Source organism: Paenibacillus senegalimassiliensis (genome assembly GCF_001486585.1).
In the GTDB taxonomy this organism is placed as follows: Bacteria; Bacillota; Bacilli; order Paenibacillales; family Paenibacillaceae; genus Fontibacillus; species Fontibacillus senegalimassiliensis.
Genome location: NZ_LN909046.1, coordinates 132,836 through 159,062, shown reverse-complemented (window position 1 = coordinate 159,062; position 26,227 = coordinate 132,836). Strand labels below are relative to the sequence as shown.

Annotated in this window: 24 protein-coding genes; 9 read left to right on the top strand and 15 right to left on the bottom strand. The window is 50.2% G+C overall.

Annotated features, from left to right (window positions below):
• The first annotated feature begins 1 nt into the window (after nt 1).
• Genes BN3279_RS14795 through BN3279_RS14785 form a run of 3 tightly spaced genes read left to right on the top strand, consistent with a single transcriptional unit; the run spans nt 2 to nt 2,442 of the window.
• Nucleotides 2–718 (top strand): ABC transporter permease, encoded by a 717-nt coding sequence (locus BN3279_RS14795; RefSeq protein ID WP_059051954.1) that lies wholly within the window; start codon nt 2–4, stop codon nt 716–718.
• An 18-nt stretch (nt 719–736) separates the two neighbouring features.
• Nucleotides 737–1,426 carry a response regulator transcription factor gene (locus tag BN3279_RS14790; RefSeq protein WP_059051953.1) on the top strand — a complete coding sequence of 230 codons (690 nt, stop codon included), beginning with the start codon at nt 737–739 and terminating at the stop codon, nt 1,424–1,426.
• On the top strand, nt 1,423–2,442 hold the full coding sequence (locus BN3279_RS14785) for a HAMP domain-containing sensor histidine kinase (protein ID WP_059051952.1): 1,020 nt from the start codon (nt 1,423–1,425) through the stop codon (nt 2,440–2,442). The genes BN3279_RS14790 and BN3279_RS14785 overlap by 4 nt, the downstream gene beginning before the upstream one ends.
• A gap of 165 nt (nt 2,443–2,607) precedes the next feature.
• On the opposite strand, the gene BN3279_RS24365 is transcribed toward BN3279_RS14785, so the two are convergent.
• The 14 genes from BN3279_RS24365 to BN3279_RS14725 all read right to left on the bottom strand — a co-directional run bounded on the left by BN3279_RS24365 (nt 2,608) and on the right by BN3279_RS14725 (nt 16,847).
• Nucleotides 2,608–2,736 carry a hypothetical protein gene (locus BN3279_RS24365; RefSeq protein ID WP_262362537.1) on the bottom strand — a complete coding sequence of 43 codons (129 nt, stop codon included), beginning with the start codon at nt 2,734–2,736 and terminating at the stop codon, nt 2,608–2,610.
• A gap of 174 nt (nt 2,737–2,910) precedes the next feature.
• Nucleotides 2,911–3,030 (bottom strand): putative holin-like toxin, encoded by a 120-nt coding sequence (locus tag BN3279_RS23815; RefSeq protein WP_392396872.1) that lies wholly within the window; start codon nt 3,028–3,030, stop codon nt 2,911–2,913.
• 162 nt (nt 3,031–3,192) lie between these two features.
• On the bottom strand, nt 3,193–3,891 hold the full coding sequence (gene sigK / locus BN3279_RS14780; protein ID WP_018753111.1) for an RNA polymerase sporulation sigma factor SigK: 699 nt from the start codon (nt 3,889–3,891) through the stop codon (nt 3,193–3,195).
• A 161-nt stretch (nt 3,892–4,052) separates the two neighbouring features.
• Nucleotides 4,053–4,991, bottom strand: coding sequence for an NAD-dependent epimerase/dehydratase family protein (locus tag BN3279_RS14775; protein ID WP_059051951.1), 939 nt, complete (start codon nt 4,989–4,991; stop codon nt 4,053–4,055).
• Between the two features lie 121 nt (nt 4,992–5,112).
• Nucleotides 5,113–5,751, bottom strand: a complete 639-nt coding sequence (locus BN3279_RS14770) for a TetR/AcrR family transcriptional regulator (protein WP_059051950.1) — start codon at nt 5,749–5,751, stop codon at nt 5,113–5,115.
• A 145-nt stretch (nt 5,752–5,896) separates the two neighbouring features.
• Nucleotides 5,897–7,531, bottom strand: coding sequence for an MDR family MFS transporter (locus BN3279_RS14765; RefSeq protein WP_059051949.1), 1,635 nt, complete (start codon nt 7,529–7,531; stop codon nt 5,897–5,899).
• A gap of 17 nt (nt 7,532–7,548) precedes the next feature.
• Nucleotides 7,549–7,986 carry a MarR family winged helix-turn-helix transcriptional regulator gene (locus BN3279_RS14760; protein WP_059051948.1) on the bottom strand — a complete coding sequence of 146 codons (438 nt, stop codon included), beginning with the start codon at nt 7,984–7,986 and terminating at the stop codon, nt 7,549–7,551.
• 198 nt (nt 7,987–8,184) lie between these two features.
• On the bottom strand, nt 8,185–9,816 hold the full coding sequence (locus BN3279_RS14755; protein ID WP_059054439.1) for a glycoside hydrolase family 43 protein: 1,632 nt from the start codon (nt 9,814–9,816) through the stop codon (nt 8,185–8,187).
• Entirely contained in the window at nt 9,785–10,834 is a 1,050-nt protein-coding gene (locus tag BN3279_RS14750) for a pectinesterase family protein (protein WP_059051947.1), read from the bottom strand. The genes BN3279_RS14755 and BN3279_RS14750 overlap by 32 nt, the downstream gene beginning before the upstream one ends.
• Nucleotides 10,835–10,879: 45 nt before the next feature.
• Entirely contained in the window at nt 10,880–11,815 is a 936-nt protein-coding gene (locus BN3279_RS14745) for a dienelactone hydrolase family protein (protein ID WP_059051946.1), read from the bottom strand.
• A gap of 12 nt (nt 11,816–11,827) precedes the next feature.
• On the bottom strand, nt 11,828–13,186 hold the full coding sequence (locus BN3279_RS14740; protein WP_232436863.1) for a glycoside hydrolase family 28 protein: 1,359 nt from the start codon (nt 13,184–13,186) through the stop codon (nt 11,828–11,830).
• Nucleotides 13,179–14,285 carry a glycoside hydrolase family 88/105 protein gene (locus BN3279_RS14735; protein ID WP_082673181.1) on the bottom strand — a complete coding sequence of 369 codons (1,107 nt, stop codon included), beginning with the start codon at nt 14,283–14,285 and terminating at the stop codon, nt 13,179–13,181. The genes BN3279_RS14740 and BN3279_RS14735 overlap by 8 nt, the downstream gene beginning before the upstream one ends.
• Before the next feature lie 41 nt (nt 14,286–14,326).
• Complete coding sequence (locus BN3279_RS14730) at nt 14,327–15,880, bottom strand: extracellular solute-binding protein (protein WP_059051944.1); 1,554 nt, start codon at nt 15,878–15,880, stop codon at nt 14,327–14,329.
• A gap of 109 nt (nt 15,881–15,989) precedes the next feature.
• Nucleotides 15,990–16,847 carry an ABC transporter permease gene (locus tag BN3279_RS14725; protein WP_232436915.1) on the bottom strand — a complete coding sequence of 286 codons (858 nt, stop codon included), beginning with the start codon at nt 16,845–16,847 and terminating at the stop codon, nt 15,990–15,992.
• A gap of 412 nt (nt 16,848–17,259) precedes the next feature.
• Here BN3279_RS14725 and BN3279_RS14720 point away from each other — a divergent pair, with 412 nt between their 5' ends.
• Nucleotides 17,260–18,144, top strand: a complete 885-nt coding sequence (locus BN3279_RS14720) for a carbohydrate ABC transporter permease (RefSeq protein ID WP_059051943.1) — start codon at nt 17,260–17,262, stop codon at nt 18,142–18,144.
• A 67-nt stretch (nt 18,145–18,211) separates the two neighbouring features.
• On the opposite strand, the gene BN3279_RS14715 is transcribed toward BN3279_RS14720, so the two are convergent.
• Nucleotides 18,212–20,461 carry an AraC family transcriptional regulator gene (locus BN3279_RS14715; protein WP_059051942.1) on the bottom strand — a complete coding sequence of 750 codons (2,250 nt, stop codon included), beginning with the start codon at nt 20,459–20,461 and terminating at the stop codon, nt 18,212–18,214.
• A 172-nt stretch (nt 20,462–20,633) separates the two neighbouring features.
• Between BN3279_RS14715 and BN3279_RS14710 the strand changes: the two genes are divergently transcribed.
• From BN3279_RS14710 to BN3279_RS14690, 5 genes are all read left to right on the top strand, one after another.
• Complete coding sequence (locus BN3279_RS14710; protein WP_059051941.1) at nt 20,634–21,650, top strand: LacI family DNA-binding transcriptional regulator; 1,017 nt, start codon at nt 20,634–20,636, stop codon at nt 21,648–21,650.
• Nucleotides 21,651–21,953: 303 nt separating this feature from the next.
• Nucleotides 21,954–23,384: a tagaturonate reductase gene (locus tag BN3279_RS14705; RefSeq protein ID WP_059051940.1), complete on the top strand. Its 1,431-nt coding sequence runs from the start codon at nt 21,954–21,956 to the stop codon at nt 23,382–23,384.
• A complete protein-coding gene (locus tag BN3279_RS14700) occupies nt 23,372–24,859 on the top strand; it encodes a UxaA family hydrolase (RefSeq protein WP_269745658.1) in 1,488 nt (495 codons plus the stop codon). The genes BN3279_RS14705 and BN3279_RS14700 overlap by 13 nt, the downstream gene beginning before the upstream one ends.
• 3 nt (nt 24,860–24,862) lie before the next feature.
• Entirely contained in the window at nt 24,863–25,591 is a 729-nt protein-coding gene (locus BN3279_RS14695) for a rhamnogalacturonan acetylesterase (RefSeq protein ID WP_232436862.1), read from the top strand.
• Nucleotides 25,592–25,757: 166 nt separating this feature from the next.
• Complete coding sequence (locus BN3279_RS14690) at nt 25,758–26,099, top strand: cupin domain-containing protein (protein WP_059051937.1); 342 nt, start codon at nt 25,758–25,760, stop codon at nt 26,097–26,099.
• The last annotated feature ends 128 nt before the right edge of the window (nt 26,100–26,227 follow it).

The window sequence follows — 26,227 nt, the reverse complement described above, 5'->3', positions numbered from 1 at the left end:
CATGAAAAAGCAATTACGCCATGATTTCCAAAAATGGATCGTTCAAAAAAGATATTGGATGATTTTAGGGGGCGTACTTCTATTTAGTCTGGGCTATGCGGTATATTTGGTGCAGAAGGGCTTACCTGGCATGGTGGTCATGGAGCTTGGACTTTCACAGCTTCGGCCCCTATACTGGCTGCTTTGCTGTTTTATGATAGGGGATGTGATCTCCAGTGATTATCATTATAAGACCATGAAGACCACGATTCCGTCATCGAGCACCCGTACGGCTTATTTGATCTCCAAGTCTGTTACCTCTGTGGTCATTTGCCTGTTACTCTTATTTGCTCATATGACAAGCTCTTTTATTGTGGTATACATGTTCTCGCCTCAAATTGAGTGGGGTCTGTTGGGAGAATTATTCGCCTCGGCAGCTATCGGTGCATTCATCACCGTTATTTTTCTGGTCGGCCTCATTACCCTGTGCATGATACTTACAGAGAATGAAGCAGCCACCATTGGCTTCTCCATGGGCACCATCTTTATCATGCTTGTCTTAGAATCATTGAAGCAGCTTGCAATATATATCCCCACCATGCAAATGATTACATTAAGCTCAACCCTGCATTCAAGCCTGACCACCGGCATGACGATCATCGGCGCCCTTCTTTTATCGGGCATCCTGTTCATATGGAGCAGCATAAGCATTTTCAGAAGCAAGGATTTATTTATATGATTGGAACAGGAGGCTGTTATGAGCAGAAAAAATATACTTATTATTGAGGATGAATATGACCTGGCGACAATCATTCAAACTTATCTGACGAAGGAACAATACGATACGGAGATATGTGCTAGTGGCAATGATGCCTTGGCAATATTGGACAGATTTCAGCCCCATATGGTGCTGTTGGACTTAATGCTGCCTGGCAAGGATGGCCTAGAAATTTTGCGTCAGCTCCGATTGAAGACCGCCATTCCTGTTATTATCATTAGCGCGAAGGAGACTGAATTGGATGTCATCCTAGGGCTAAAGCTTGGTGCAGATGATTATATGACCAAGCCCTTCTCCATTAAAGAGCTCGTAGCTCGTATAGATGCCCTTTTCCGGCGATTAAGTCCAACTCCACTCACTTCAGAGGGGGATCATAAAGTCAAATTTGACCAAGTATTGGTTGACTTTTCCTCCCGAATAGTGACTCTTGGGGAGAAAGCTGTCAATCTGACAGCGAAAGAATTTGATCTACTGGCATTTATGTTACGACACCCGAAGCAGGCGCTTAGCAAAGAGCAAATCTATGACCAAGTGTGGGGATTACATGAATATGGGGATATCAACACGGTTGCCATCCATATTCAGAAGATCAGGGAGAAGTTGGGACAAGCCCATCATATAACTACCCTTCGGGGCATTGGCTACCGATTTGATGGAGAATTTATATGAAGGACAGCATCATTCGCCGTTTAGTCATCATATGCTGCCTGATGTGTATCTTCCCACTGGTTATGGCTACCTTTTTGGGACAGGTGCAATTTGTCTGGTTTGTCTTTTTCCTGTTAACCCTTCCCACCCTGTTTCTGACTGTATTAATTACCCTTTTTATTAAAAAGCGCTTGATCTCCCCCTTAAGCATGTTAGTAGAACAAGCGAATACCATCTCCACAGGCGATTTATCTCAACCCATTGTATATGAGAAGGAGGACGAGATTGGACACTTTATCGCCTCCTTTGACCGCATGAGAACTAATCTGTACGTACAGCAGCAACAACAGCAGCAATTCGAGATTGAACGTAAAAATTTCATTAATGGCATCTCTCATGATCTTAAGACTCCCATCGCTTCCATTTCAGCGTATATTGAGGCTCTGCAGGATAAGATGGCAGCAACACCGGAGGAAGAGAAGCATTACTTTGAAATCGTTGAAAATAAGCTGTCTGTGCTAACCGAGCTATCTAATCAACTTAGCCTGAGCTATACAACTCCCGACAGCTTGCATTTAACCTTGCAGGAGGTAGGCTGTTATGAGTGGTCTGTCGATCTGTTCAAAAGCGTTCGAAGTGAATGTCTCATTCGCGGTATTGCATTTGAGTTAAGGAACAGAATTGATGTCAACAATCCTGCCGCTATGTGTATCAATGTTTACCAGCTTGAACGAGCAGTCCAGAACATGCTGAGCAACGCTTATCGCTATACCCGCGAGCTATTAGCTGTTTCGGCCGAGATTAACGCGCATCGCTATGTGCTATGCATCGAGAACGATGGCGTGAGGCTTGACCCGGGCAAGACTGAAGTGATCTTCGAGCGATTCTATACCGAAGAGACTTTAGAGGCTCAGGGACATTTGGGATTAGGCCTGCATATCGCCAGGACGATCATTAAGTCCATGCAAGGAACGATAACGGCTGACGTAAATGCTGGCCTGATCAGGTTTGAGATGAGTCTGCCGCTCCAGAATTGATCATGCTCTCTCCGCTCAAAACCTCTACTAAAACGAATTATAAAATCTGTACTACTGGCTGCCGATATCAATTTCTTTAACTTGGGCATACCAATACCCCCATAGAAAACATATTATTTTTCATTGTTCTCTATGGGGGTAGCATATCATTTTACCCAGGGCGGTCTATTTCTTTGTGTTTTGATTAATCGCTACGACGATGGCCACCACCAACGTCAGCAGCGCAATAATGAGCGGCCGGCTGATGCCAAGCTCCTTGGCGATTTTCGCGCTGAGTCCGTTCTTCTCCCTCATTCAAAATATCCTTGCTCCGCATTGAGGTATAACCTTGCCTGTGCTATGATAACAATAGATAAGGAGCCGTGCTCGACACACGACTCCCCTGTACACTTACCGCTTTTAAAGAGCGGTCGGCTGTAGGGTTAGTTACGCGACTTGAAATAGACCGCATCCTTTACCCAGGGCGGTCTATTTCTTTGTGTTTTGATTAATCGCTACGACGATGGCCACCACCAGCGTCAGCAGCGCAATAATAAGCGCCCCAAAGCTGATCATGATCGTCAAAGCATCCTTAATCGCCACAGGCATCACCTCCCTTCCGGGAGATTAGCCGACCGTCCCTTTTAAGCCAGTTTCATGTACATGCTATATTATAGCAGATTTTACCTGTAAAACAGCAAAACAAAAAACACCTTCAAGAGTTAGCCCCTATCGCAAGATAGGCAGCATCCTTGAAGGTGTTTTGCATTACTATTTCTTCTTATAAAACTCATGATACAGCTTCATGAGCGCCCTTTTCTCTATACGCGACACATAGCTGCGACTGATGCCTAGCTCCTTGGCAATTTCGCGCTGGGTCCGTTCTTCTCCCCCATGCTCCAGCCCGAAACGCCCTTTGATGACTTCCTGCTCCCGCGCGTCCAAAATGTCCAGATTGCGATAAATTTTGCTCTTCTCCATCTTGAGCTGAACCCGATCTACGACCTCATCGGCCTCCGTGCCCAATATGTCAATTAATGTAATTTCATTACCTTCTTTATCCGTTCCGATGGGATCGTGCAAGGACACGTCCTTGCGGGTCTTCTTCAACGATCTTAAATGCATAAGGATTTCATTCTCGATGCACCGCGCCGCAAACGTAGCTAGCTTCGTACCTTTGTTCGGCCGGAAACTCTCGATCGCCTTAATCAGGCCAATCGTACCGATTGAGATCAAGTCCTCCAGATCCTCGCCGGTGTTGTCGAATTTCTTGACAATATGGGCCACTAATCTCAAATTATGTTCGATCAACAGGTTGCGACTAACCGGGTCGCCTTCGGCCATGCGCTGCAAATGAAGCGCTTCTTCAGCTTCTGTGAGGGGTTGGGGAAAAGCGTTGTTTTTGACATAAGAGACGAGCAAGGTAAGCTGTTTGATAAATAAAGCAATCGTACTGATCAGTCCGGGCAAGGATGACACCTCCTGAAGAAATGTGCATTTGTCTGCGGTCTGTTCATTTTATGTGGGCAGAGGCCCAGTCGTGCCTGTACGGGAAAAAGAAAAAGCACCGCCCCTTAAATAAGGTGGCGATGCTTTTATTAACCTACTGTGCAGCAAACAGCCCTCTAGCGTTAAACTTGCTGCTTATACCATTCCAGCGTTTCGCGAATCGCTTCGGAATGCGGGGTGGTGTCCGTGCCGAAAGCAGCCGCGTATTTGCCGTGATCCACTACGAATGGCTTATCGAACATATAGATCGTTCCCTTGACCTCCCGCATTTCTCCCCCGAACAGAGCAAGCATTTGAAGCAATGGCTTAGGCAGAGCACTGATTTTGGGCTTCTGACCAAGATGGGTGAAGACCAACTCCACGATTTGGCGGGTCGTTAACGTTTCCGCGCTAGGGATATGCCACACTTGGCCCAAAGCAGCTTCTTGCTCCCCAAGAGTAACCAAGCCACGTGCATAATCACGAATATAAATATAGGTATGTGGTGCATCTACATTTCCTAATACCCCAGCCGCTTTTCCAGCCAATACCGCCCGGAATACCCGCGCACCCAGTGCGGATTCGAGCACGCCAGGGCCATAGAAATCCGGAGCGCGGCCAATTGCTACGCGAGCCTTACCGCTGCGGTGGGCATCCAGCAATGTCTTCGCCATGGCAGCACGCACGATTCCCTTGCCGTCGGTCGTCCGTTCCGGCAAATTCTCCTTCAGGGGTTGATCGGTGGGTCCATACATATACAGATTATCCCCGTATACCAGCTTCGCTCCCGTCGCTTCGGCTGCTCCCAAGATACCTTCCGTAATCGGTGGGAACAATTCCGGCCAGCGGGTATATGGAGCTTTGGCACAATGATAAATGACCGTAGCCCCCTGACAAGCTGCCAAAATGCTTTCACGGTCAACCGCATCTCCCTTCACCACCTGCACCCCGGCGGGAACCTTTGCGGCTCCACTCCGGTTCACCATACGTACCTGCTTGCCGCGAGCCAGCAGCTCATCCATGACCGCCCTACCCAGCGGCCCGGTGCCAATCACAACGTGTAGTTCCTCCTTGTTTGCCATACCCTGTCTCCTTTTTTGTGAAAAAGTATACAAAGCTCTTGTAGAGAATCTTATACATGAATTATACAAACATAATTAACTTAAGTAAAGTTTTTTAATCATGTTCACCTTTCGACAAGGACTAAGTATTTTTTTCCAAAAGTTGCAGGTGTTCTTCATAAAATCCAATAATATCCTCTGAACCAAATTGTTGCGCCGTCAGATACGTCCCATAGAAAATCGTAAACAGCACCTTACTCGCCGTATCAATGGAAATCAAAGGATTCAACGTGCCTGCATCATGGGCTTCCTCCATGGCACGCGTGAATAAATCGAGCATATCCGGTGTCGCCCGCCCGGCTTCAATATGCTCAGGGAATAGCAGCCGAACCTCAGCTTCGCTTAATTCCGGCATGGCGGGATGCATATTCATTTCCGCCAGAAATGAAATCAGGCTGGGCAGCAAGCCCGGCTTATCCTCAGCTTGATTGGCCACCTGAATAAGCAGATGACGGATGGCGTCGAAGCCCCGTTTTTGCAATGTATCAATCTCGATAATGCGCTCTGTCAACCATACCCTCATGAAGTAGACCAACACATCCTCCTTTTTGGGGAAGAACTTGAAGAAGGTCACGCGAGATACCTCCGCCTTACGGCAAATATCCTCCAGCATTACCTCATGAAACATCTTCTTCTCGATCAATTCGAGAGCGCTATGATAAAGAGCCAACTTGGCACGCGCTTTCTTTAATTCCCTAAGCGGAATATTGGATAGTCCCATATTCACCATCCCATCTCATAAACTTAACTCGTGTTAATTATTTTATTCATGATTACATTTAAAAGTCAAGCTACAAAAAAACGGAGACCCCGCTTCACATTCAGCGGGACCTCCGGCTATTCTGTCAAATCAACCTTTTCAGTGTTTAGATATGGTGCGTAACAGGCTCTGCTACGCTACCTTCCTGACTATGCTCCTTGGAGACGAGCGGCGTTGGCTCCTGATTCGTAGAGCGCAGCGGCAACTCCTTCAGGAAGAAGACCAGGATGAACGCAACGACCAAGACCAAAGCCCCCGTCAAGAAGACCGTGGATAACGTGGTGCCCAGAGCATCGCGAATCCCTTGAATCATTTGGGCGAACAGCACTTGCGCATCCGCTGGCAAACTCGCCTGAGTTTGTTCAATCAGCGGCTTGTTCATTAACGTTTGTGGGTTGGCAAAAGCCAACATCTGCTGGGACACCTGCGGGTCTAAAGTGCTCAAATCCGGCGCCAAAGATGATTGCATCGTGGCTTGCAAGTTTTTCGCCAGATTATTGGACATAACCGTCCCCATCACGGCAATCCCGATCGTACCACCCAGGTTACGGAATAACTGAATGGACGCTGTTACGACGCCAAGCTCCTGGTGAGGCACTGCATTTTGCGTAGCCAGTGAGAAGACCGGCATACCGACGCCAAGTCCAAAGCCGAATACAATCATGCTAAGGACGGCCATAGGCACATTGTTCATAAAGACCATAATCCCTACACCAGCTACCATGATTGGCACGCCGATCAGCGCAAATTGCTTGTATTTGCCCTTCTTGGCAATCAATTGCCCTGTCACTGCACTGGAAATAACCATAACAATCGACATCGGCATCGTCACGTAACCAGCATAAGTTGGGGAGATACCGAGCACACCTTGCACAAAGAACGATAAGTAGACCAATGCCCCCATCATGCCGAAGTTCATAATAAATCCGATAATATTGGAAATCGTTACTACACTGTTTTTAAACAAATGCAACGGCAAAATCGGATTTTCCACCTTGGATTCGGCAAAGATAAATAGAAGTCCGGATACCACGGAAGCCGCCAATAAGCCCAGAATCTGCACCGATCCCCACGAATACGTTGTTCCCGCCCATGAGAAGGCAAGCAATAGTGGCACAATGGTGGTGGTCATAAGCAAAGAGCCCCAATAGTCGATGCTCTGGGAGCTGCCGCGCTCCACTTTCGGAAATAACATCATGATCATGACAAAAGCTACGATACCCAGCGGCAAGAAAATCCAGAACAACCAGTGCCAGTCCAGATGATCGACCAGATAACCGCCAAGTGTAGGACCAAGCACACTGGAGAATCCGAAGATTGCTGTCATGTAACCCATCCATTTACCACGCTCACGCGGCGGGAAGAGGTCGCCTACGGAAGTGAAGGCGCTTGACTGTATAATCCCGGCACCGATCCCTTGAAGCCCGCGATAAGCGATAAATTGAAATACATTAGAGGACGTCCCGGTCATGAAAGCCCCTGCCATAAATAGCAAAATACCAATAAGCAAGAACGGCTTCCGCCCGTACATATCGGACAGCTTCCCTACCAATACCGTGGCAATCGTTGACGTTAGCAGATAAATATTAATCGTCCACGTGTAATAATCCATGCCGTCCAGAATTGAAATGATTCGAGGCATAGCCGTGCTCACAATCGTCTGGTTAATCGCCGCAAAGAACATGGCAGCCATAACCGCGATCATGATTGAAACTTTACGTTTCATTGTTAAGTGTTCCATGGTGTTTCTCATCTCCGTTATGATTGATTTTCTATATTTGAGAGCATAACGTCAAAAATCCGGCGCAAATGCTGCAAATCCTCTTCCTGCAATTGATCAAATACGTTCTCAAGCATTTCCTTCTGCTTCTCACCGACCTGTCGATTCACTTCCCGACCCTGCTCGGTAATCGAGATATGAACCACCCGGCGATCATGCTCCGAACGCTCGCGACGTACATAGCCATCCGTAATCATGCGATCCGTAATCCCCGTAATGGCCGCTGATGTAAGACATAATGCCTCCGCCAATTGAGATACCTTCTGCGTGCCTATCGTATCGAGCATGTGCAGCATCTTGAACTGCGGAAAGCTCAGATTGTATTCTCCCCCGCGCTTCTTCCATTCCTGGGTAATCGTTTTGATCAAGGTCCCGAAGGTTGAAGTCACCTCAAACAACTCGTCTCTTCTCGTCAATGAGCTAATCCTCCTTGTCAATCCTTGCCGATCGCTGTCCTGCTTAGTTAAACTTTGAATTAGTTTAGTACTTAAATATTTTAGCATTTAACAATATACCTCTTAATGATTGCCTCGTCAACTCAAAAAATGTAACAAAAAAAGCCGTCCCCGGTCTAAGCCAAGGACAGCAATGGTCATACAACATCTATTCGGATTTTATTGATCATATCCCTCATAATGAAAATTACTGAAATCTGCATAGCTACCTTGGTGCATCTGCATATCGTGAGCGGCTATGCCAACAAAGTTGCCTGTAAAGCCGCCAGATAGAAAGCTGATCGGCTGAGCAGCAAATTGCGCTTGCCAGCCTGCTTCAGCGGGATGATCCTTCATATGCGGCTCTTCTGCCCGGCAGTAGAACCGGGCTTCCGTGCCCCGTACCTCTACTGCCAGATGTACTGCGCCCTCGTTCGGAAGAAGCACCGGCTCTGGCTCCAGAATAACCTCGTCTCCGGCGCAGCGCAGCAAACGCAATACCTTGCCCTGAGATTCCTCGTGACTAATATACGCATAGAGATAATTGTCTTCGTTCAGATACAGCAGCAGCCCCGCCATTTGCAAATAAGTGTATGGCGCATAGTCCAAGCAGGTCTCCGCACGAAAGTGCACATCCCGCTGACGAATCGCCAGCAGATGATGCCGGAACAAGCTCTGCGGGGATTCCCCCGCGGTTAGCCGTAAATATCCGGGCCGTTTCTTCAAGGAACACCAGCTTTCGTTGGGCATCATCCGCAGCGTGTTCCATTCGGATTGCAAAACATCACCATCAAAATCGTCTTGAAATCGATAAGGCAGCGCATGACGTCCCCGCCCGGAATCTTTGTCACTGGCAGGCTTCTCACCCGAAGCAGTAAGCAAAGTCTCCCGAGGTGCAGGGACCTTAATCTGCGGGGTGTTCCCCCCTGCGGATAGCCGCAGCCAGCCCTCATCATCCCAATACACCTGCTGCAAGGCCGTCTCTCGGCCGAGAATGGCATATTTGCCCTCTACCGGACGTGTGCAGAGATGGGCCATGTACCACTCTCCCCCCGGCGTTTCCACCAAGCTGCCATGACCAGCACATTGAAGTGGTAATGCCGGATCATCCCTTGAAGTCAGCATCGGATTGTGCGGGTCAACCTCATAGGGGCCCTCCAATTGCAGGGATCGGGCAACCGTAACGGCATGTCCGCTGCCCGTCCCCCCTTCGGCCGTCACCAAATAATAATATCCGTTCCGCTTGTAGATATGCGGAGCTTCCGTCTTCTTCAACGCCGTGCCATCAAACAATTTAATCGGCTTGCCCACCAAACGCCGCTGGCGAGGATCATACTCCTGCATAACGATACCACTGGACTTGTTGCCTTCCGGAATACGGTAATCCCAGATTTCGTTAAGCAGCCACTTGCGTCCATCCTCATCATGGAACAGGGAAGGATCAAAGCCGCTGCCGTTCAAATAGATCGGTTCCGACCATGGCCCATTTATGGAAGGGGCCGTAATCAGATAATTATGTACATCCTTGAAGGGCCGCCGGGTGCTCTTGACATCACTATAAATCAAATAGAACAGCCCATCATGCCAGCTTAGCTGAGGTGCCCATACACTGCAATCCTTCGGGTTCCCTCTCAGATCAACCTGGTCAGTCAACAAATCGGTGCAATGCTCCCAATCCGTTAAATTATCCGATCGATACACACGCACTCCCGGCAACCACTGAAACGAAGATACCACGATATAGTAAACATCCCCAGCCCGTAAGATGCACGGGTCCGGGTTAAAGCCGCGCAAAATCGGGTTCTGAATTATCGTTCTCAAACTCCCAGCCTCCTTCTGACAACCTGAGGATGCGATAGAAAAAGTGCTCCTCGGCTTCCCCGAAAACCTCTTGCCTGCTCCAAGCCTCTTCCCCGTGCTCGCAACAGGCAGCCCACGGTACCCGGCTAACTCGTAGTTCGATGGCCCTTGTCCCCAATCCGTATTCTCCATAGCGGACCGTCTTCTCCCGGCCCGAGTCATCCCAAGGGTCCCAGCCCTGTCGATGAATATGTTCCCCCAGCTCACAATTCACAAAGGATGTAGCCGCGTGCTCGCGCCAAGGCCTGCCAAGGAACACCGAGCCCTTGCCCACTTCAGGCTCTGCGCTCAAGCGACATCGGGAGAACACATATCCCGCCGCTTGCTCCGGCGCGGTCGATGCCGCTGTAATATAGCCGGGACTGAGCGGATTCATGCGGGCCAAACTATGAATCTCACAATCTTCAAAATAAGCCGTCGCCCCGCCAAAGATAAAATCGATATTCCCCTCAATTCGGCACTGATCATAAAGCTGACGATACTGCTGATGATGCTCCCTTAACGGAAATCCCCCGAACGCGGGCCGGGTCAGTGGATAGGGTGGCAGTGGACCCGTGAACAAGGTATCCTGCTGCCCTATCAACCTACAATGGCGAAAGACCGCCAGATCACAATGCGCATAGACCGCCAGTGCCTGGCCAGCTTGCTCCCCTGGTCCGGCTGTATTTTCAATGGTCAGATGCTCCAGCACTAGGCGGCTTCCCCCAAGAAACAGGGTTGGCGTTGCGAAGGTTCCGATTTCCTCGCCCGCTTCGTTAAGCTCCGTCGCATGACGATTCATGCGAATCACAACCTCGCCCAAACCAATCAGGGCCAGATTTGAGCGGTCAATTCGCACCATCTCTTCATATACACCAGGATGGATATAAATGATTGCCGTCCTATCAACCGGCTGCCGTTCCGCCAAATCCACCGCTGCTTGAATGGTCGAGGTATCACATCCCGGATGCTTCCCTACCCAAAGCTTCATTCCGTCGCCTTCTCCCCTAGATGATGGAGTCCCGAACATAATCAGTTAGCCCAATAGATGTTGTCGCAAGAACGCCAGCCAATCTGTGCGCATCTCGGCCGTTTCCATATGACCGCCGCCGGTCATGATAGATTGCCAATGCTTTGGACGTCCCGCAGCCGCATACGCCTCTTGCAAGCCTTGATCCAGCAGCCGTACGCCTTCCGGTGGACAGAGACGGTCATGAATGCCCGTCAGGCTCATCCGGGGGCGTGGCGTGATTAGCTTCTGAATATCCAGTGTCGTAAAATGCTTAAGTAGCCCCGGAACATAGTAATAAAATCCGTGGTGATCTAGTCCCCGTTTGGCAATCAGTGTGGCTGCATCCACCTGGCCGCATAGATCCACTACAACCCCGATGCGTTCATCAAGGGCAGCCAGCCACCAGGCCATCAGTCCGCCCATCGACATCCCCACAGTCGCCAGACGTGCCGTGTCTACATCCTCACGCGTACAAACATAGTCAATAAGCCGGTGGCTATCGTACAGCATCATGCCCCACAGGACACGTCCCTGCCACAGCATCTCCTTGACAAGTTCATGCTCACTCTTGCCGCTTCGTTCATAAAATCCCCACATATCGATGCAGCAGACGGCACACCCCAATTCCGTCAAGACCTTGACATAAGGAGGCTGCTGCAAATAAGAGCTGCCCTCCAATAACTCCTTGCGACCATGCGTATAGTTACCCCCGTGAGAGTGATTCACCACGACTAATGGAAAAGGACCCTTCACCTTCATCGGCTTGGCAAAATAAGCCGGGACCGGCCCCTCCCCGTTCAGGTCCAGCAACAGCGTCTCCAGTACATAACCTTCCCGCCGCTCTTCCTTCAGCAGGCGGGACGTCAGCGCCCCTCCCTGCGGTAAATCACCCAGCAAACGCCATAGCTTCTCACGTTGCTTATCTGCCGTGTCCCCCGAACAAGATTCCTTTGAATTCATAGACGCACATCCTTACTTTGGACTAACCCGCTCATCGGAAGGAATAACCTCAACCTGCTCCACCAATTTTTCTGGCTGCTTCGTGTGCTTTGATGCGCAGTCACGGAACTCAACGCCTTCCCCATTCTCGACATAAAAGGCAGGGCCCACATGATTCTCCACCGTAACACGATTGAATGACACATCACGTACATTGCCGAGGTAAAATCCCCGCCCTGCCATTTCCTCAATACCGGCCATCATGGCAGGCACCCCTGGAGTCGGATGCTCCGCCATAGAAATATCTACGTCCGTGAAGGTGACCTCCGAAATATAGCGTTCTGCCAATCCGTACATAAATCCGGCGGCGGCTTGCACTTGCCGGGCCGTGATATGACTGAAGTGAACTCGCCGAAAGCAAGGCGTCTCCTCGGTGATGGGGTACGGATTTTTGTCCCAGACATAACGTTCCTTGCCACGAGGGCCGCAGAAATAATACAGCTTCAAAATAAACGGACAAATAACATTGTCCATCACGATGTTGCTGATACGTATATCTTCCACTACGCCACCCCGGCCGCGTCTCGATTTCAAGCGAATGCCGCGGTCTGTATGCTGGAACACGCAGTTGCTGATCGTCACGTTTCGAATGCTGCCGCTCATCTCACTACCAATAACGACCCCGCCGTGTCCATGAACCATTGTACAGTTCACAATCAAAATATTTTCACAAGGTACCCGTTCCGATGCATCTTCGGTCCCGGCTTTGATCGCAATACAGTCGTCGCCAACATCAATATGGCAATTACTGATGCGCACATTACGGCAGGATTCCGGATTAATTCCGTCTGTGTTGGGTGAATCGGCGGGGTTCAGAATGGATACGTTGTCGATTGTCACATCGGAGCAGCGAATCGGATTTACTGTCCAGCTTGGTGAATCGGTCAGATTTACATCCCGAATCGTAATTCGCCGACAGCGATCGAAGCTGATCAGCTTGGGCCGGGGGAAGGCTAGCGTCTCCGGAGCGTTTCGGTGCATATCCCACCAAGGCTGGCCATTCCCGCGAATTGCCCCTCCGCCCGTAATTGTGACCTGCTCCAGGTCCTCCCCGTACAGGCAAGAAGCGTAAACCTCCCGGTCCACACCCTCCCAGCGGGAAGATACAACCGGATAATCCGCAGGATCGGTGCTGAACGACAGCACCGCCCCCGGGCTTAGCCGCAGCTCGATACGACTCGCCAGCCGCAGTGCACCGGTCAGGAAGGTGCCGGCAGGGACGTATACCGTCCCTCCCCCAGCCTGAGCGGCCTCGTCGATGGCCTGCTGAATCGCTGCGGTGGACAGCTTGCTCCCATCCGCTCTTGCCCCGTAATCGACAATGCTACGCACCAGCGGCCTCCCCTTTCCTAAGTGCCTCATATTCCGCACAGGCCAGCAAGAATGCACCAACGCCCTTCTGGTCATTAACAATAATCGGCTCGCTAAGATAGTAGGCGTAAGTGCCATCCCTTTGATCGGCACCTCCAAGCCCGGCTACCTGACAATTCTTGTTCAGGTTCAGCCAGCCCTCCTTGGTCTCCAGTACAAATTCAGCAATCAGACCACTGAACGCATGGTCCAGCACATTGTTCCAGTTCCCATCCAGCAAGCCCAGACGCTCCCCCTTTGCCAAAGCATAGACGATCATCGACGAAGCCGAGGCTTCCAGATAATTTCCTTTCCGTCCGCCCATATTCACGACCTGATACCACACACCACTCGCCGGATCTTGCACCTTCCGCAGTGCAGCTAACAACTCATTGAACATCCGCTTCAGTTCCCCGTAGTCGGGCTGGGTCTCTGGTAACAGTTCCAGTACATCAGCCAAAGCCATCACCAGCCAGCCCAGCGATCTGCCCCAGAAGTTCTGAGATAATCCCGTCTCCGGATCACACCAAGGCTGTACCCGCTTCTCATCCCATGCATGGTAGAACAGCCCACTCTTATCATCGCGCGTATGCCGTTCACATAACAAAAATTGCTTAGTTACATCCTCCAGTCCTTGCTGGTTCTCATACTCTAGCAAATACTCCAGATAGAACGGTGCCCCCATATAAAGCCCATCAAGCCAGATTTGGTAGGGATAAATCTGCTTATGCCAGAATGCTCCCTCTGACGTCCGCGGATGCGTGCGCAATTGATCCCGCAGTTGATTGGCCGCTAACCGATATTTCTCCTCCCCGGTCTCTCGATAAAGCAGGAATAACAGCTTGCCGTTATTGATATGATCGATGTTGTATTCATCCTTGCGATAACCCCGAATGCTGCCATCTTCGCCGATAAAGTGATCCATATTCTCCTGAATATATTGGAAATAACGTGGGTCACCCGTTTGCTGCCACAAATTGGCGAAGCCCTTAAGCACAACCCCGTAGTCATAAGACCACTTCCCGCCGTACCCCTTATCCTCATACAATTTTGGCGTACGCTGCATCACCGATTCCGCCATTTTTTTGGCCCATGCTGTATAAACTGTCTGTTGCGTCAACTTTATTCCCTCCCTATTTCCTGATACTCTGCTTCATATTCGCTAATGATTTTGCTGCCACCTGACTTTTTCCAATTCTCTACAGCAGCCTTGAAGCCATCGGCATCAATCTTGCCAAGAATATATTGATAGGTCGCATCGGTAATGATCTTCTGTAGCTCCGACCCTTGTGTATTGAACGTCTCCGATTCCAGTGAATAGGCGGGGTTCAGTACGGCATAGCTAGCATTCTCGGCAATGAGTTTATCTGCTTCGACCTTGAGTGGATCCGCATCATGAATTTGGAAGCCGGACTCCTTCGGGCGGGAAGCCGCAAACGGCTGCACCTCCTGCTTCCATACATCAGAATCGATAATCGTGGCCGCCTGAGCGTCATCCACCGTATAATGCACATCCTGAATACCGTAAGTCATGAGTGCATAGACTTCTTCATTCATCAAATCATTAACGAATTTCAGAATTCGCTTGAGTTCAGCTTCGTTCTTCACCTCGGATTTGGGAAAAGCCAGCAGCCCCCCAATCCCGTTATTAGCCGCCCAAATGGCCCGTTCGCTATCATTGCCCGTCACCGTAATATCGTTCACCAGCACCAATTCCATATGATCCTGAATGCCTTTGGACAAATTCTTCAAATTTTTGCTATCGAACAAGGCACCAACATAAATGCCAGCCTTCCCTTGAGCAAACTTCTCTTGTTGATCTGTCTTCGCCGTCACGGCAAAGTCCTGATTTATGTAACCGTTATCATACAATTCCTTCATAAAACTTAGCGTTTGGAGATAACCCTCGGTCTCAAATTCCGGCGTCATCTTGCCGTCCTCGCTGACCTGCCAAATATTTGGTGTGCCAAAATAGGAGCCCAAGGTCTTGAACGCCCCATAAATAAGATCATTGCGGTCCACGAACCCGGTCGTATCGTTAACTCCGTTCCCATCCGGGTCCTGCTCGGTGAAAGCCTTGGCCACCTGCATCAGTTCATCCGTTGTTTTCGGAACTTCAAGGCCCACCTTATCCAGCCAATCTTTGCGAATGACTACGCCGTTGCGAGCCAAATCCTTTTGCAGCGGAATCCCATACAATTTGCCTCCTATAGAAGCTGAACGGCGCGTATCCTCGGAAATCGCCTGCAAATTCGGAAATTCGTCCAGATAAGGCTCCACTTCCCAGAACATGCCTGATTTGAGCGCGCTCCGCACGGATGAATTGTCGAGAATCGTCAATGTCACAATGTCTGATAGTGAATCGGAAGCCAGCGCTGTATTGATTCGTTCCTCCTTGGAGGCATCCGGTACCCAGGAGAATTTAATTTCCGTATTGGTTAACTCTTGAATTTGTTCCAGTACCGGTCCCGATGGTGGAGAAGCAGTATGCAGGACATTGAGCCAGGTAATCGTAGCTTTCTGATTCAGGTCAATCGCCGCAGTGCCGTCTCCCCCGGATTGCCCGTTGCCGCCTGCGCCCGATGAACCTCCGTTCCCCGTTCCTCCTCCGCAAGCGGATACCAGCAGCGCACCGCAGAGCAAAACAACAGCCGTTCTCAACCATCTAGCAGACATGGTTTCAACTCCCCTTTTCGTTTGTTATGGGCAAGCTACATAAAATTCTCTTATATCTTCCTCTTCTACACTAAAGCAGAAGCAAGAATTCCAATTAGCGGCGAATTGGTCAATATACTCCGTCTTCGCCAAGCTTCTTCGCCAGCTTGTTAGAGCCAACGACGAGAAGCAATCCCACCAAGCCTTTGAACAAGCCTACGGTTGTACTGAAGCTGAGCTGCCCGTTCTTCAAGCCGGCGGTGTAAATATAAGTATCAAATATTTCGGCCACCTCGCGGTTTAACGAGTTCAGCAGCAGGTACATATGCTCAAAGCCAAGGTCCAGCGTGCTGCCGATTTTCAGAATAAGGAGTGTGATAATAACCGGGCGAATCGCCGGCAAGGTCACATGCCAGGTCTTGCGCACTCTTCCTGCCCCATCCATCTCCGCAGCCTCATAAAGCTGGGTATCCACGACGGTGATCGCGGCCAGATAAATGATGGTTGACCAGCCTAGCTCCTTCCAAATGATCTGACCGATATATACCGTCCGCAACCATTCCGTTGAAGTCAGGAAGCTGATCTTGGGCAAGCCTACCGCGGCCATCAGTTCATTTAGGACGCCTCCGTCCAAGGTCAGAAATACGTACGTAATGGACACAATGATGACCCAGGACATGAAGTGGGGAATATAAATCACCGTCTGAATGATATTTTTGAACCATTTGCGGCTCACCTCATTCAGCATGAGCGCCAATAGAATTGGCAATGGGAAGAAAAAGATCAAATTCATGGCAAACAAGATCAGCGTGTTGCGCAGGAGCATAAAGAAAGTAGGCTCGGTGAACAAACGAATAAAGTGCTTGAAGCCAACCCATGGACTGCCCGTGATGCCCAGATAGGGCTGGTAATCCTGGAAGGCGATAATCAAGCCGCCCATAGGCAAATACTTAAAGACCAGAAAATACAAAACGCCCGGAAAAATCATAAGATACAGTAGCTTATTGCGCCGTATTCCGGCCCGGAACGAAGAGGTTTTGTGCTTAGGGTCCGGTCCCACGGTTAGTTGCTCTGGATCAATGACAACGGTGCCTGATGCTTTCACGGGGTTAACCTCCTTCAATCTCCAAGGTGGTGTGGTAACTCGCACCTTTAGCGTAAGGCACCGCCCCTATTCCGTATATAATCATTACATGATAGCGATTTCAGTTCAGCTTGTATCGCGGTTTTGCGGCTTGTGGACCTTAAGCTATGATTATGAGCTAAGCTAATGAGCATCTGCTTCTACCTGTTGTTTTGTCCCCCTATAGAACACCTCAGAATGGGATTATATACGGAATTCCAGACCCCTGTTATGGTGAAGCTGGATACGTTAACCGATTAGGAGGAGGATTCACTTCATGGCGCAAACCTTACGCAAAAGAACAACCATCGGCAGCCGCATTTTTACTATTGTTAACAGCACGCTTCTGGTTCTGATTGCTCTTATCTGTTTGCTTCCCTTCATTAATGTCATCGCCAGTTCCTTCGCCTCCACCCAAGAGATGGTGGCCAAGCGCTTTATTCTGTTCCCTACTACCTTCTCACTGGATGCTTACAAATACATTCTTTCTACGCCTACGATCTTCAAGGCGCTGGGAGTTTCCATCGGCGTCACCCTGGCAGGCACGGTGGTCAGTATGATCTTGACCTCTCTGATGGCATATGGCTTATCGCGAACCTATCTATACGGAAGGAATTTCATCAACTTCGTGGTTGTATTCTCCATGCTGTTCAGCGGCGGGATGATTCCTACCTTTCTCGTCGTTAAGAGCGTTCACTTGATCGACTCCTACTGGTCCATGATCATTCCTGTAGCCATCAATGCCTTCAATCTGATCATTATGCGCAACTTCTTTCAGGCACTTCCGGATAGTCTGGAGGAGTCGGCCAAAATTGATGGCTGTACCGATTTCGGTGTGTTTTTCAAAATTATGCTCCCCCTGGCCTTGCCCTCCATCGCCACCATTTCCTTATTTTACGGCGTGGCCTACTGGAACACTTATATGAATGCCATTCTCTATATTAATGACTCGCTCAAATGGCCGATCCAGGTATTGCTGCGGCAAATCGTCATCGTCTCCAGCGGCATGCAGGCGGATAACACGTCGGTGGACGTCATCCCGCCAGCGCAAACCATCAAGATGGCTGTCATCGTCATCGCCACAGTGCCTATGCTGCTCGCCTATCCCTTCGTACAGCGGCATTTCGTCAAAGGGGCTTTGCTTGGCTCGGTCAAAGGATAGTCAGCCAGAGGCCGGGGCGCGGAGCTTTCCTCTAAGTGGAAAGCTTCCGTCAACTCACATGCATCCCTTAGTTGGCCTGCTTCATCCGGCGGAATTCTCCTGGCGTGATATGTTCTTTTTTGCGGAAGGAACGGATAAAGTTTTGCGAGTTGTGATATTGCAGCCGTTCGCCGATTTCCTTCACGGTCATATTGGTCTCGACCAGCCATTTCTTGGCCATTTCCAGGCGATAGCCCATCAAATATTCACTGAATGTCATACCGTATTCCTTACGGAATATGCTGCTGAGATAATTGGGATTGTAATGCAACCGGTCAGCGATGTAGTCCAGCGACAACTCCTGGTCATATTCAGCCCGGACAATCGCAGCAATCTCTTCAGATAAGCTGCGGAACTGCTGATTCGTCTTGTCCTTGATGCTCCGCACCATGGGGAAAATGACCTCGCTAACCAGCATACGTTCGATCTCCTCGGGATTGCGGGTGTCCAGCAGCACATGATAGAGCGCATAATTGTTCTGGGTTAATAGCACTTCGATTCCAAGCAGTTGCTCCAGTTGAATCAGATTGTTCACGAACCGCACGAGAGCAACCTCGAAGTTCATGGAGTTCTTGTTCTTCTTCATCATTTCAGCGAGCAACAGATACAGACTTTGGCTTACCTGCTCCTCATCGCCCAGGCGAATGGCATCGAATAGCTGGGATTCCAGCTCTACCGGATAATGCAGCAGTACAGAGCCGGACAGGACCATGGAGATATCTTGGTAGAAAATAATTGATTCCTTGCCAAGGTTCAGGCGATGATGTAAAGCCTGTTTACCCATTTCGCATGCCAGCTTGCTATCCAGTAAGCTGTCGTAGATCTCGCTGATGCCAACGCTGATCGATGCCTTCAAATATTCACGGACGCTTTTCATCAACAGGGTGGCTTTCTCCAGCACTTGCTTGCGGATATCCTGTTCACTCTGCCCCTTGAACATCAGAATGGTGGCCTGGGTCTTGTCATTGAGCAAGATAGGCAGCATACGCTGGTCTGCGGAAATGTTCTCTTCCACCAGCTTATTGATGGCCAGCAGCAGCAAATCCCGGTCGGAGGCCAGGCGGTCGCCCAGATGATCCAGTTGAACGAGCATTGTGACAAAGCGCCAGCCCTCCAGTTCGTGGTATCCAATTCGGTCCAGCTTCTGAGCTAATTCCTCGGCCGAGACCCGGCTGCGGAACAAGTTCAATATCAACTGCGTCTCAAGCTGCGGACGTTCTGCCTCCATGAGACTCTCCAAGCTTTGCTTCTCGGAGACAATGGTATCGATAGAAGAGATAATCCACTCGATTTCGTTCTTGGCGGCGGGAAGCGTATCTCCAGGCAGCCGATGCTTGATTTGCTGAATGGGCTTCGTATAACGGGAAGCAATGACATAAGCAACAATGACGATCAACAAGGTCAATACCAAACTTAACGTAACGAGGCCAAAGCGGGTCATTTTCAGCGCTCCCGCAATCTCCTCTTGATCCAGCACCGTCACATAAGTCCAATTGTTATAACTGGATTTGGCGTAAATAAGCTTGGCAGGCAAATGGCCGCCTTCCGACTTCTCCGGAGTCAGTGTCCCATTTGAATCACCGGCAGCAGCCAGCTCGGCAATCCGTTTCAGTTCCCCTGCGCTAAGCAGGCCTTGGCCTGGATGCGTTTCATACATCAAGTCTCCCTGCTTGTTCAGGATAAACACTGGGGTAGACTCCTCCGTCTGGATCATCTGGTCTAACGTTTCCAGGGAGATATCCGAGAGGGCAATCGCCTGCTTTTGAGTAGAGAATACGGGCAGCGTATTCACAAACCGGATACCGGTATCGGTACGAATCCAGAACAAGCTTTGTGATCCAGGCTTAATATACATATCCACGAGTTGCGCACGTTCTTCGTTGGTTAGCAAGGTCAGGCGGCCATCAGCCACCTGCCAGTTATGTACCAGGCTGATCAGGGCATACTCCGTCCCCTCCATCCCCATGGTGGCGATATAGTTCAGTTGCGAATTTACATTGCGGTAAGCGATGAAGTCCTGTGCAGTAAGCGGATTGTTTACGACTTCGCGAAAGGAGGTGGTTGTGCTGTAAGTATCAAAGGCGTATTCGATGCTCTGGATTTTGTGTTCGAAGTTGTTTTTTGTTTGCGTAATGAGACTCTGCTTGCTTCCGGCCACCCGCTCGATGACCGAACCTACAGTACTGAAATAAATATAACTGCCAAATGAAGCGACGAGACCTACGCCAAGAATCAGAATAGGGATAAAGATTTTGTAAAACATCCTGCCTTTATTCATAACCATTGCCCCTTTTTCCAATAGATACCACTCTCATTATAGCGCTTACAGTAAATTAATGACAAACTAATTTTCACGTGTGCATAGTTTATTTTAATTGACTTTTTTAGAATTTGAGCCTTAAAATGAAAACGTGAAACCTATTCTGCTTATTTGGAGAAGATACGATGCTATGATTACGATTAAAGACATTGCCCGCGTAGCCGGCGTCTCCCACACCACGGTATCCCGGGCCTTGAACGGGAACCCGCTGATCAAGAAGGAGACTCGGGACAAAATTGAGAAAATTGCCGCCGAAATGAACTATGTGCCTAATTTCAGCGCCAAAAGCCTGGTCATGAAGAAATCCTATACGATCGGCCTGTTCTTCTCCAGTATCGATGAGGGAACTTCGGACAGCTTTCTGGTCGAGGCCATCAAGGGAATTCATCATGCCCTGGACGAGAATTACAGCCTTACTGTACACGGCATCGACGGCATCCTTCATCTGGAAGGCATCTCCTCCCAACGCTTCGACGGCATTCTGGTTATGAGTCAAAGCGAGGCCGACAATGCCTTCATCTATCACGTCAAGCGTGCAGGGATTCCGCTGGTTGTGCTTAACCGCCAGTTGGATGATCCGGGCATCGCCAATGTGGTAGCTAATGATCGCGAGGGCGTGCGTGAAGCACTGGATTATGCCATCGCCCAAGGACATCGCCGACTAGCGATTATCGAGGGCAAACCCGGCTTCAAATCAGCGGTTGAACGCAAGCAAGGTTTCCTGGAAAGCTTACTCTCTCATGGCCTTTCACTCCCCTCTACCTACCAGATGGTCGGGGACTATAGCATCGATAGCGGATACCGGGTCATGGAGACGTTGTTATCCCTTCCCGAACCGCCAACGCTGGTCTTCTGCGCCAACGACGACATGGCCATTGGAGCGATGAACGCTTGCTTCGCGCATAACATCACGATACCGGATCAAATTTCTTTTATCGGCTTTGACGATATCGTATTCGCCCGATATACCAACCCTGCTCTCACGACGATTCGCAAGCCCGTGGCTGATATTGGGGAGCTTGGCACCCGCACACTGATTGAATTAATGCAGCCGAAGAACGGCGACTCTACACAGGATGTAACAACGGGTGGGCAAGTATTTGTGCCGACAAGGCTGATGACCCGTCACTCGGTAGCCAAACTTTAAGAGGTCGTTGCTTTCTTGCAGAAACATTTGAGTTGCTCACGTACCCGTACGCTTCCGAAATCGTTTTCTCCAAAAACGTTTAGCTCCGCTACTTACGTCCCTAGATTCATGAGGGCTCAAGCGTTTTGGAAAAACACACATCGGAAGCATAGCCTTCGGTCCTAGTTAAGCACAATTCGGAGCCTATTGACCTCTTGAGAATTTTTTCACTTATGACTCCGTGTTTTTTTACTCAAAAATGTTCACGTGTGCATTCACCATTCTGTTATTCTCACTCTATTATAAAAGGAGACGATGATTTCTATGTCCACCATTCTATCCCGCACTCTTTATCCTAATCTGCCCTCTTATCCGGAACGTGTCATTCAATTCGGTGACGGTAACTTTCTCCGCGCCTTTACAGTGTGGCAAGTTCAGCAGATGAACAACCAGAATTTGTTCGAAGGCAGCGTCGTTATGGTCAAAACGCTGGCCAGTCCGCGGAACGAGCATTTCGACAACCAGGACCACCTTTACACTGTGCTGTTAAACGGAATTATGGATGAACAAACAGTACGCAAGCCGGAGATTATGAGCTGTATAAGCCGTATCGTGGACCCTTACAGCGAATATGAACGTTTCCTTGCCTTGGCCGAGCAGAATTCCCTGGAATTCATTACTTCGAATACTACCGAAGCGGGCATTGCCTATGATCCGAAGGACCGTCTGGACGACGGACCTCAGAGCAGCTTTCCCGGCAAGCTGACGGCTCTGCTCTATCGCCGTTTTCAACTTGGCAAGAAGGGCTTCACCATCATTCCTTGCGAGCTGATCGACCGTAACGGAGAACAATTGCGGGACATCGTGCTCCGTTACGCAGCAGACTGGAACCTGGGCACCGACTTTATCCGCTGGACCCAGCAAGAGAATACCTTCTGTTGCAGCCTGGTTGACCGGATTGTCCCCGGATTCCCGCATGACACGGTCGCCGAGTGGGAGCAAGAGCTGGGTTACAGCGATCGGCTGATGGTTACGGCTGAACCTTATCTGCTTTGGGTCATCGAGGGCCCTGAGGAAGTGGCCGAGCGGCTTCCCTTGCGGCAAGCTGGAGTTAACGCCGTCTTCACCCAAGACATGACCTTATATCGCGAGCGGAAGGTGCATTTACTGAATGCTCCGCATACTGCCATGGCTGCCCTGGGTCTACTCGCTGGTATTTCTACCGTTGAAGAGACGATGACCGACCCCGATTTCTCTGTATACGTCAAGCAGCTACTGGAAGACGAACTGATTCCAATGCTGGATTTGCCAAAGCCGGAGCTGGAGGAATATGCTCGCACAGTTAGAGAGCGCTTTCTGAATCCTTTTATCCGGCATGAGTTGGCTTCAATCTCCTTGAACAGCGTGTCGAAATTCAAGGCCCGGTTGCTGCCGATACTTCTACGCTACCAGCAGGAACGTGGAGAATTGCCGAAGCTGATCACGCTTGCCCTGGCCGCCCTGCTACTCGCTTATCGTGGAGATCGTCTGGAGCGCAAGGATAATCCTGAGGTATTGGCTCTGTTCGATGAAGCCTGGCAGCAGCCGGAGAATTTGGTTCCATCGATTTTGCAGAAGAGTGAATTGTGGGGCGAAGATCTTACCAATATTCCGGGCCTCACCGCAAGACTTAAGGAGGACATCCAGCAGTTGGATGCTCTGGGTGCCCGGGCCGTAATACAAAAGACGGGAGGCGAAATTCCGTGCAACGATTAATGAAAATGAACGCTCGCGACAATGTCGCCGTAGCCTTGCAGCCCATTGAAGCTGGTGAGAGTCTGGAATTTCAAGGCTTACAGCTTATTGCTCATGAAGCGGTGCCTCAAGGACACAAAATGGCTCTGCAGCCCATTGCAGCAGATCAGGATATCATCAAATATGGTTATCCCATCGGTCATGCTACCCTGGAGATCGCTGCCGGAGATTGGGTGCATACGCATAACGTCAAGACCAACCTTGCCGGAACCGAGCAATATGAATATGTGCCAGATTTACAGCCGGTAACTTATCCTAAGCGGGATTTAACCTTTGAAGGTTATGTCCGGGGGAATGGTAAGGCAGGTATTCGCAATGATCTCTATATTGTGCCAACGGTGGGTTGCGTCAACGGTATCTCCGAGTTGTTGATCAGTGCCTTCAAGGCAGAGCATCCTGATCTGGGGGCATTCGACAATATTACCGTGCTTAAGCATCCCTACGGCTGTTCACAACTTGGCGACGACCACCAAATGACCCGCAGTATTCTGCTGGATATCGTCAAGCATCCCAATGCCGGTGGTGTGCTCGTCATGGGTCTGGGCTGCGAGAACAATATTGTAGCCGAGTTCCGCGAGCGGCTGGGTGATTATGACGAGAACCGCGTCAAATTCCTCGTCGCCCAAGAGGTAGAAGACGAACTGGAGGCCGGACTGAGGCTGCTGGAGGAGATTTACGAAGCAGCCAGATATGATCGACGCGAGTCGGTGCCGCTTAGTGAGCTGAACGTCGGCTTGAAGTGCGGTGGCTCCGATGGATTCTCGGGTATTACAGCCAATCCGCTGCTTGGTGCTTTTTCCGACTTTCTCATCTCGCAAGGGGGCTCCACCATTCTGACGGAGGTCCCCGAAATGTTCGGGGCCGAGAAGATGCTGATGGCTCGTGCCGAGAACCAGGAAGTATTTGAGCAAATCGTTTCTCTAATCAACGATTTCAAGCAATATTTCCTGTCCTATGGCGAGCCTGTATATGAGAACCCTTCGCCCGGCAACAAGGCTGGCGGCATCAGCACGCTGGAAGATAAGTCGCTGGGCTGTACCCAGAAGGCTGGCACCGCCCCGGTGGTTGACGTCCTGCAATATGGGGAGAAGCTACGCAAGAAAGGCCTGAGCCTGCTGCAAGCGCCCGGCAACGACCTGGTCGCCTCCTCCGCCCTGGCTGCGGCGGATTGCCAGCTTGTGCTGTTCACTACCGGCCGCGGCACACCGTTTGGCAGCTTTGTGCCAACGGTGAAGGTAGCGACCAACGAACAATTGTTCAAGCGCAAGCAGCATTGGATGGACTTCAACGCTGGAACTGTATTGGAGACGCCAATGCAAGAGGTACTGGAGCAGTTTATCACTGATATTATCGACATCGCCAGCGGACGCAAGACACAAAACGAACAAAACGAAGTTCGTGAGCTGGCCATATTCAAAACAGGTGTCACCTTGTAGTATGTGTTAGGAGGAGTAAGCATGTCACTTACCGTATTTATTGCCGGTGATTCCACCGCAGCGCACAAGGGAACGACCGAGAAGCCAATGACCGGCTGGGGGGAGTACCTTCAGGATCATTTCGACGACTCCGTACGGATCGATAACCGGGCCGTCAACGGTCGCAGTACAAAATCGTTTCTGGATGAAGGTAGACTGGAAGCGATTGAACGGGATTTTCAACCAGGCGATATTCTGCTGATTCAGTTCGGTCACAATGATGGTAAACAAGAGGACCCAGCACGTTATGCCGATGCCGAGGGAGCGTACCCGGACAATTTGCGCCACTTCATCGCCACAGCCCGTAAGCTAGGAGGCACGCCGGTGTTGCTCACCTCCGTCAGCCGTCGCATGTTCACAGCGGAAGCAACGCCCGACCCGCTGGCTGTGGGCATTTATCCGCAGGTGATGAAGCAGCTCGCAGCCGACTCTGGCACGCCCCTGCTTGATATCTTCACCGCCTCCCAGCGCCTTTACGGCGCACTGGGCGAGGAGGGCTCGCGGCATCTGTTCATGCATTTGCCGCCGGGTGCCCATCCGAATTATCCTGATGGTATCCAGGATAATACCCACTTCTCCGATACTGGCGCCCGCCACATCGCCAGACTGGTTGCCCAGGCCATCCGCCGTGCGGAAGGATTGGATACGCTGAAGCAACATCTGCTGGGCGGTGCGGTCGGCGTCGACGCTTAAATTCAAGCAGGCAAGAACCTCAGGCATAACTTCTGCCAGGTCCTTGCCTGTTTTATTTCATTTTCTTGATCTGAATCAAGAATAAACCGGGCAGGCAGTGTTAAGATGTGAACTAACAAAGAAGAAGCCCCGGTTCCCAAGCAACCGGACAAGGAGGATTTGACTCATGGAAAAGCTAACATTAGGATCATTGCAGGATTATCAGACGGACAAGTTCACGAAGCGTATTGCCTTCAAGAAAGGCGAAAGTGTCGTATTTGTACTGAATTTTATACCCGGACAAGGCTTGCCCACCCACACTCATCCCGGTACAGAGGTCTTTATCTTGGCTCTGGAAGGCAACGGCACCGTAACGGTCAACGAACAAGCCTCTCCGCTGAACAAGGGCGATATCATCCATGTGGAGGGAAGCGAAGCCTTCGCCTACACCAACTCCGGACTTCAACCTGCCAGCCTGTACGTGACTTTGACCAAAGTCCCCTCCCCGGAATACGCACAAAATATTTAATAACAGCAAAAGGATAGGCTCTGCGGCTAAATGATGATTACAGCCGAGTGCCTATCCTTTGTTTATGCTTTCCCTACTTGTGTGCCTATGCTTCCTATAAGAGGTTGTTCAAAAAGTCACCTTCCCAG

Coding starts and splice junctions, on each gene's coding strand:
- BN3279_RS14795 (WP_059051954.1), top strand. CDS start 2: ATGAAAAAGCAATTACGCCATGATTTCCAAAAATGGATCGTTCAAAAA.
- BN3279_RS14790 (WP_059051953.1), top strand. CDS start 737: ATGAGCAGAAAAAATATACTTATTATTGAGGATGAATATGACCTGGCG.
- BN3279_RS14785 (WP_059051952.1), top strand. CDS start 1,423: ATGAAGGACAGCATCATTCGCCGTTTAGTCATCATATGCTGCCTGATG.
- BN3279_RS24365 (WP_262362537.1), bottom strand. CDS start 2,736: ATGAGGGAGAAGAACGGACTCAGCGCGAAAATCGCCAAGGAGCTTGGC.
- BN3279_RS23815 (WP_392396872.1), bottom strand. CDS start 3,030: ATGCCTGTGGCGATTAAGGATGCTTTGACGATCATGATCAGCTTTGGG.
- BN3279_RS14775 (WP_059051951.1), bottom strand. CDS start 4,991: ATGGCAAACAAGGAGGAACTACACGTTGTGATTGGCACCGGGCCGCTG.
- BN3279_RS14770 (WP_059051950.1), bottom strand. CDS start 5,751: ATGGGACTATCCAATATTCCGCTTAGGGAATTAAAGAAAGCGCGTGCC.
- BN3279_RS14765 (WP_059051949.1), bottom strand. CDS start 7,531: ATGGAACACTTAACAATGAAACGTAAAGTTTCAATCATGATCGCGGTT.
- BN3279_RS14750 (WP_059051947.1), bottom strand. CDS start 10,834: ATGAAGCTTTGGGTAGGGAAGCATCCGGGATGTGATACCTCGACCATT.
- BN3279_RS14745 (WP_059051946.1), bottom strand. CDS start 11,815: ATGAATTCAAAGGAATCTTGTTCGGGGGACACGGCAGATAAGCAACGT.
- BN3279_RS14735 (WP_082673181.1), bottom strand. CDS start 14,285: ATGGCGGAATCGGTGATGCAGCGTACGCCAAAATTGTATGAGGATAAG.
- BN3279_RS14730 (WP_059051944.1), bottom strand. CDS start 15,880: ATGTCTGCTAGATGGTTGAGAACGGCTGTTGTTTTGCTCTGCGGTGCG.
- BN3279_RS14725 (WP_232436915.1), bottom strand. CDS start 16,847: ATGATTTTTCCGGGCGTTTTGTATTTTCTGGTCTTTAAGTATTTGCCT.
- BN3279_RS14720 (WP_059051943.1), top strand. CDS start 17,260: ATGGCGCAAACCTTACGCAAAAGAACAACCATCGGCAGCCGCATTTTT.
- BN3279_RS14715 (WP_059051942.1), bottom strand. CDS start 20,461: ATGAATAAAGGCAGGATGTTTTACAAAATCTTTATCCCTATTCTGATT.
- BN3279_RS14710 (WP_059051941.1), top strand. CDS start 20,634: ATGATTACGATTAAAGACATTGCCCGCGTAGCCGGCGTCTCCCACACC.
- BN3279_RS14705 (WP_059051940.1), top strand. CDS start 21,954: ATGTCCACCATTCTATCCCGCACTCTTTATCCTAATCTGCCCTCTTAT.
- BN3279_RS14690 (WP_059051937.1), top strand. CDS start 25,758: ATGGAAAAGCTAACATTAGGATCATTGCAGGATTATCAGACGGACAAG.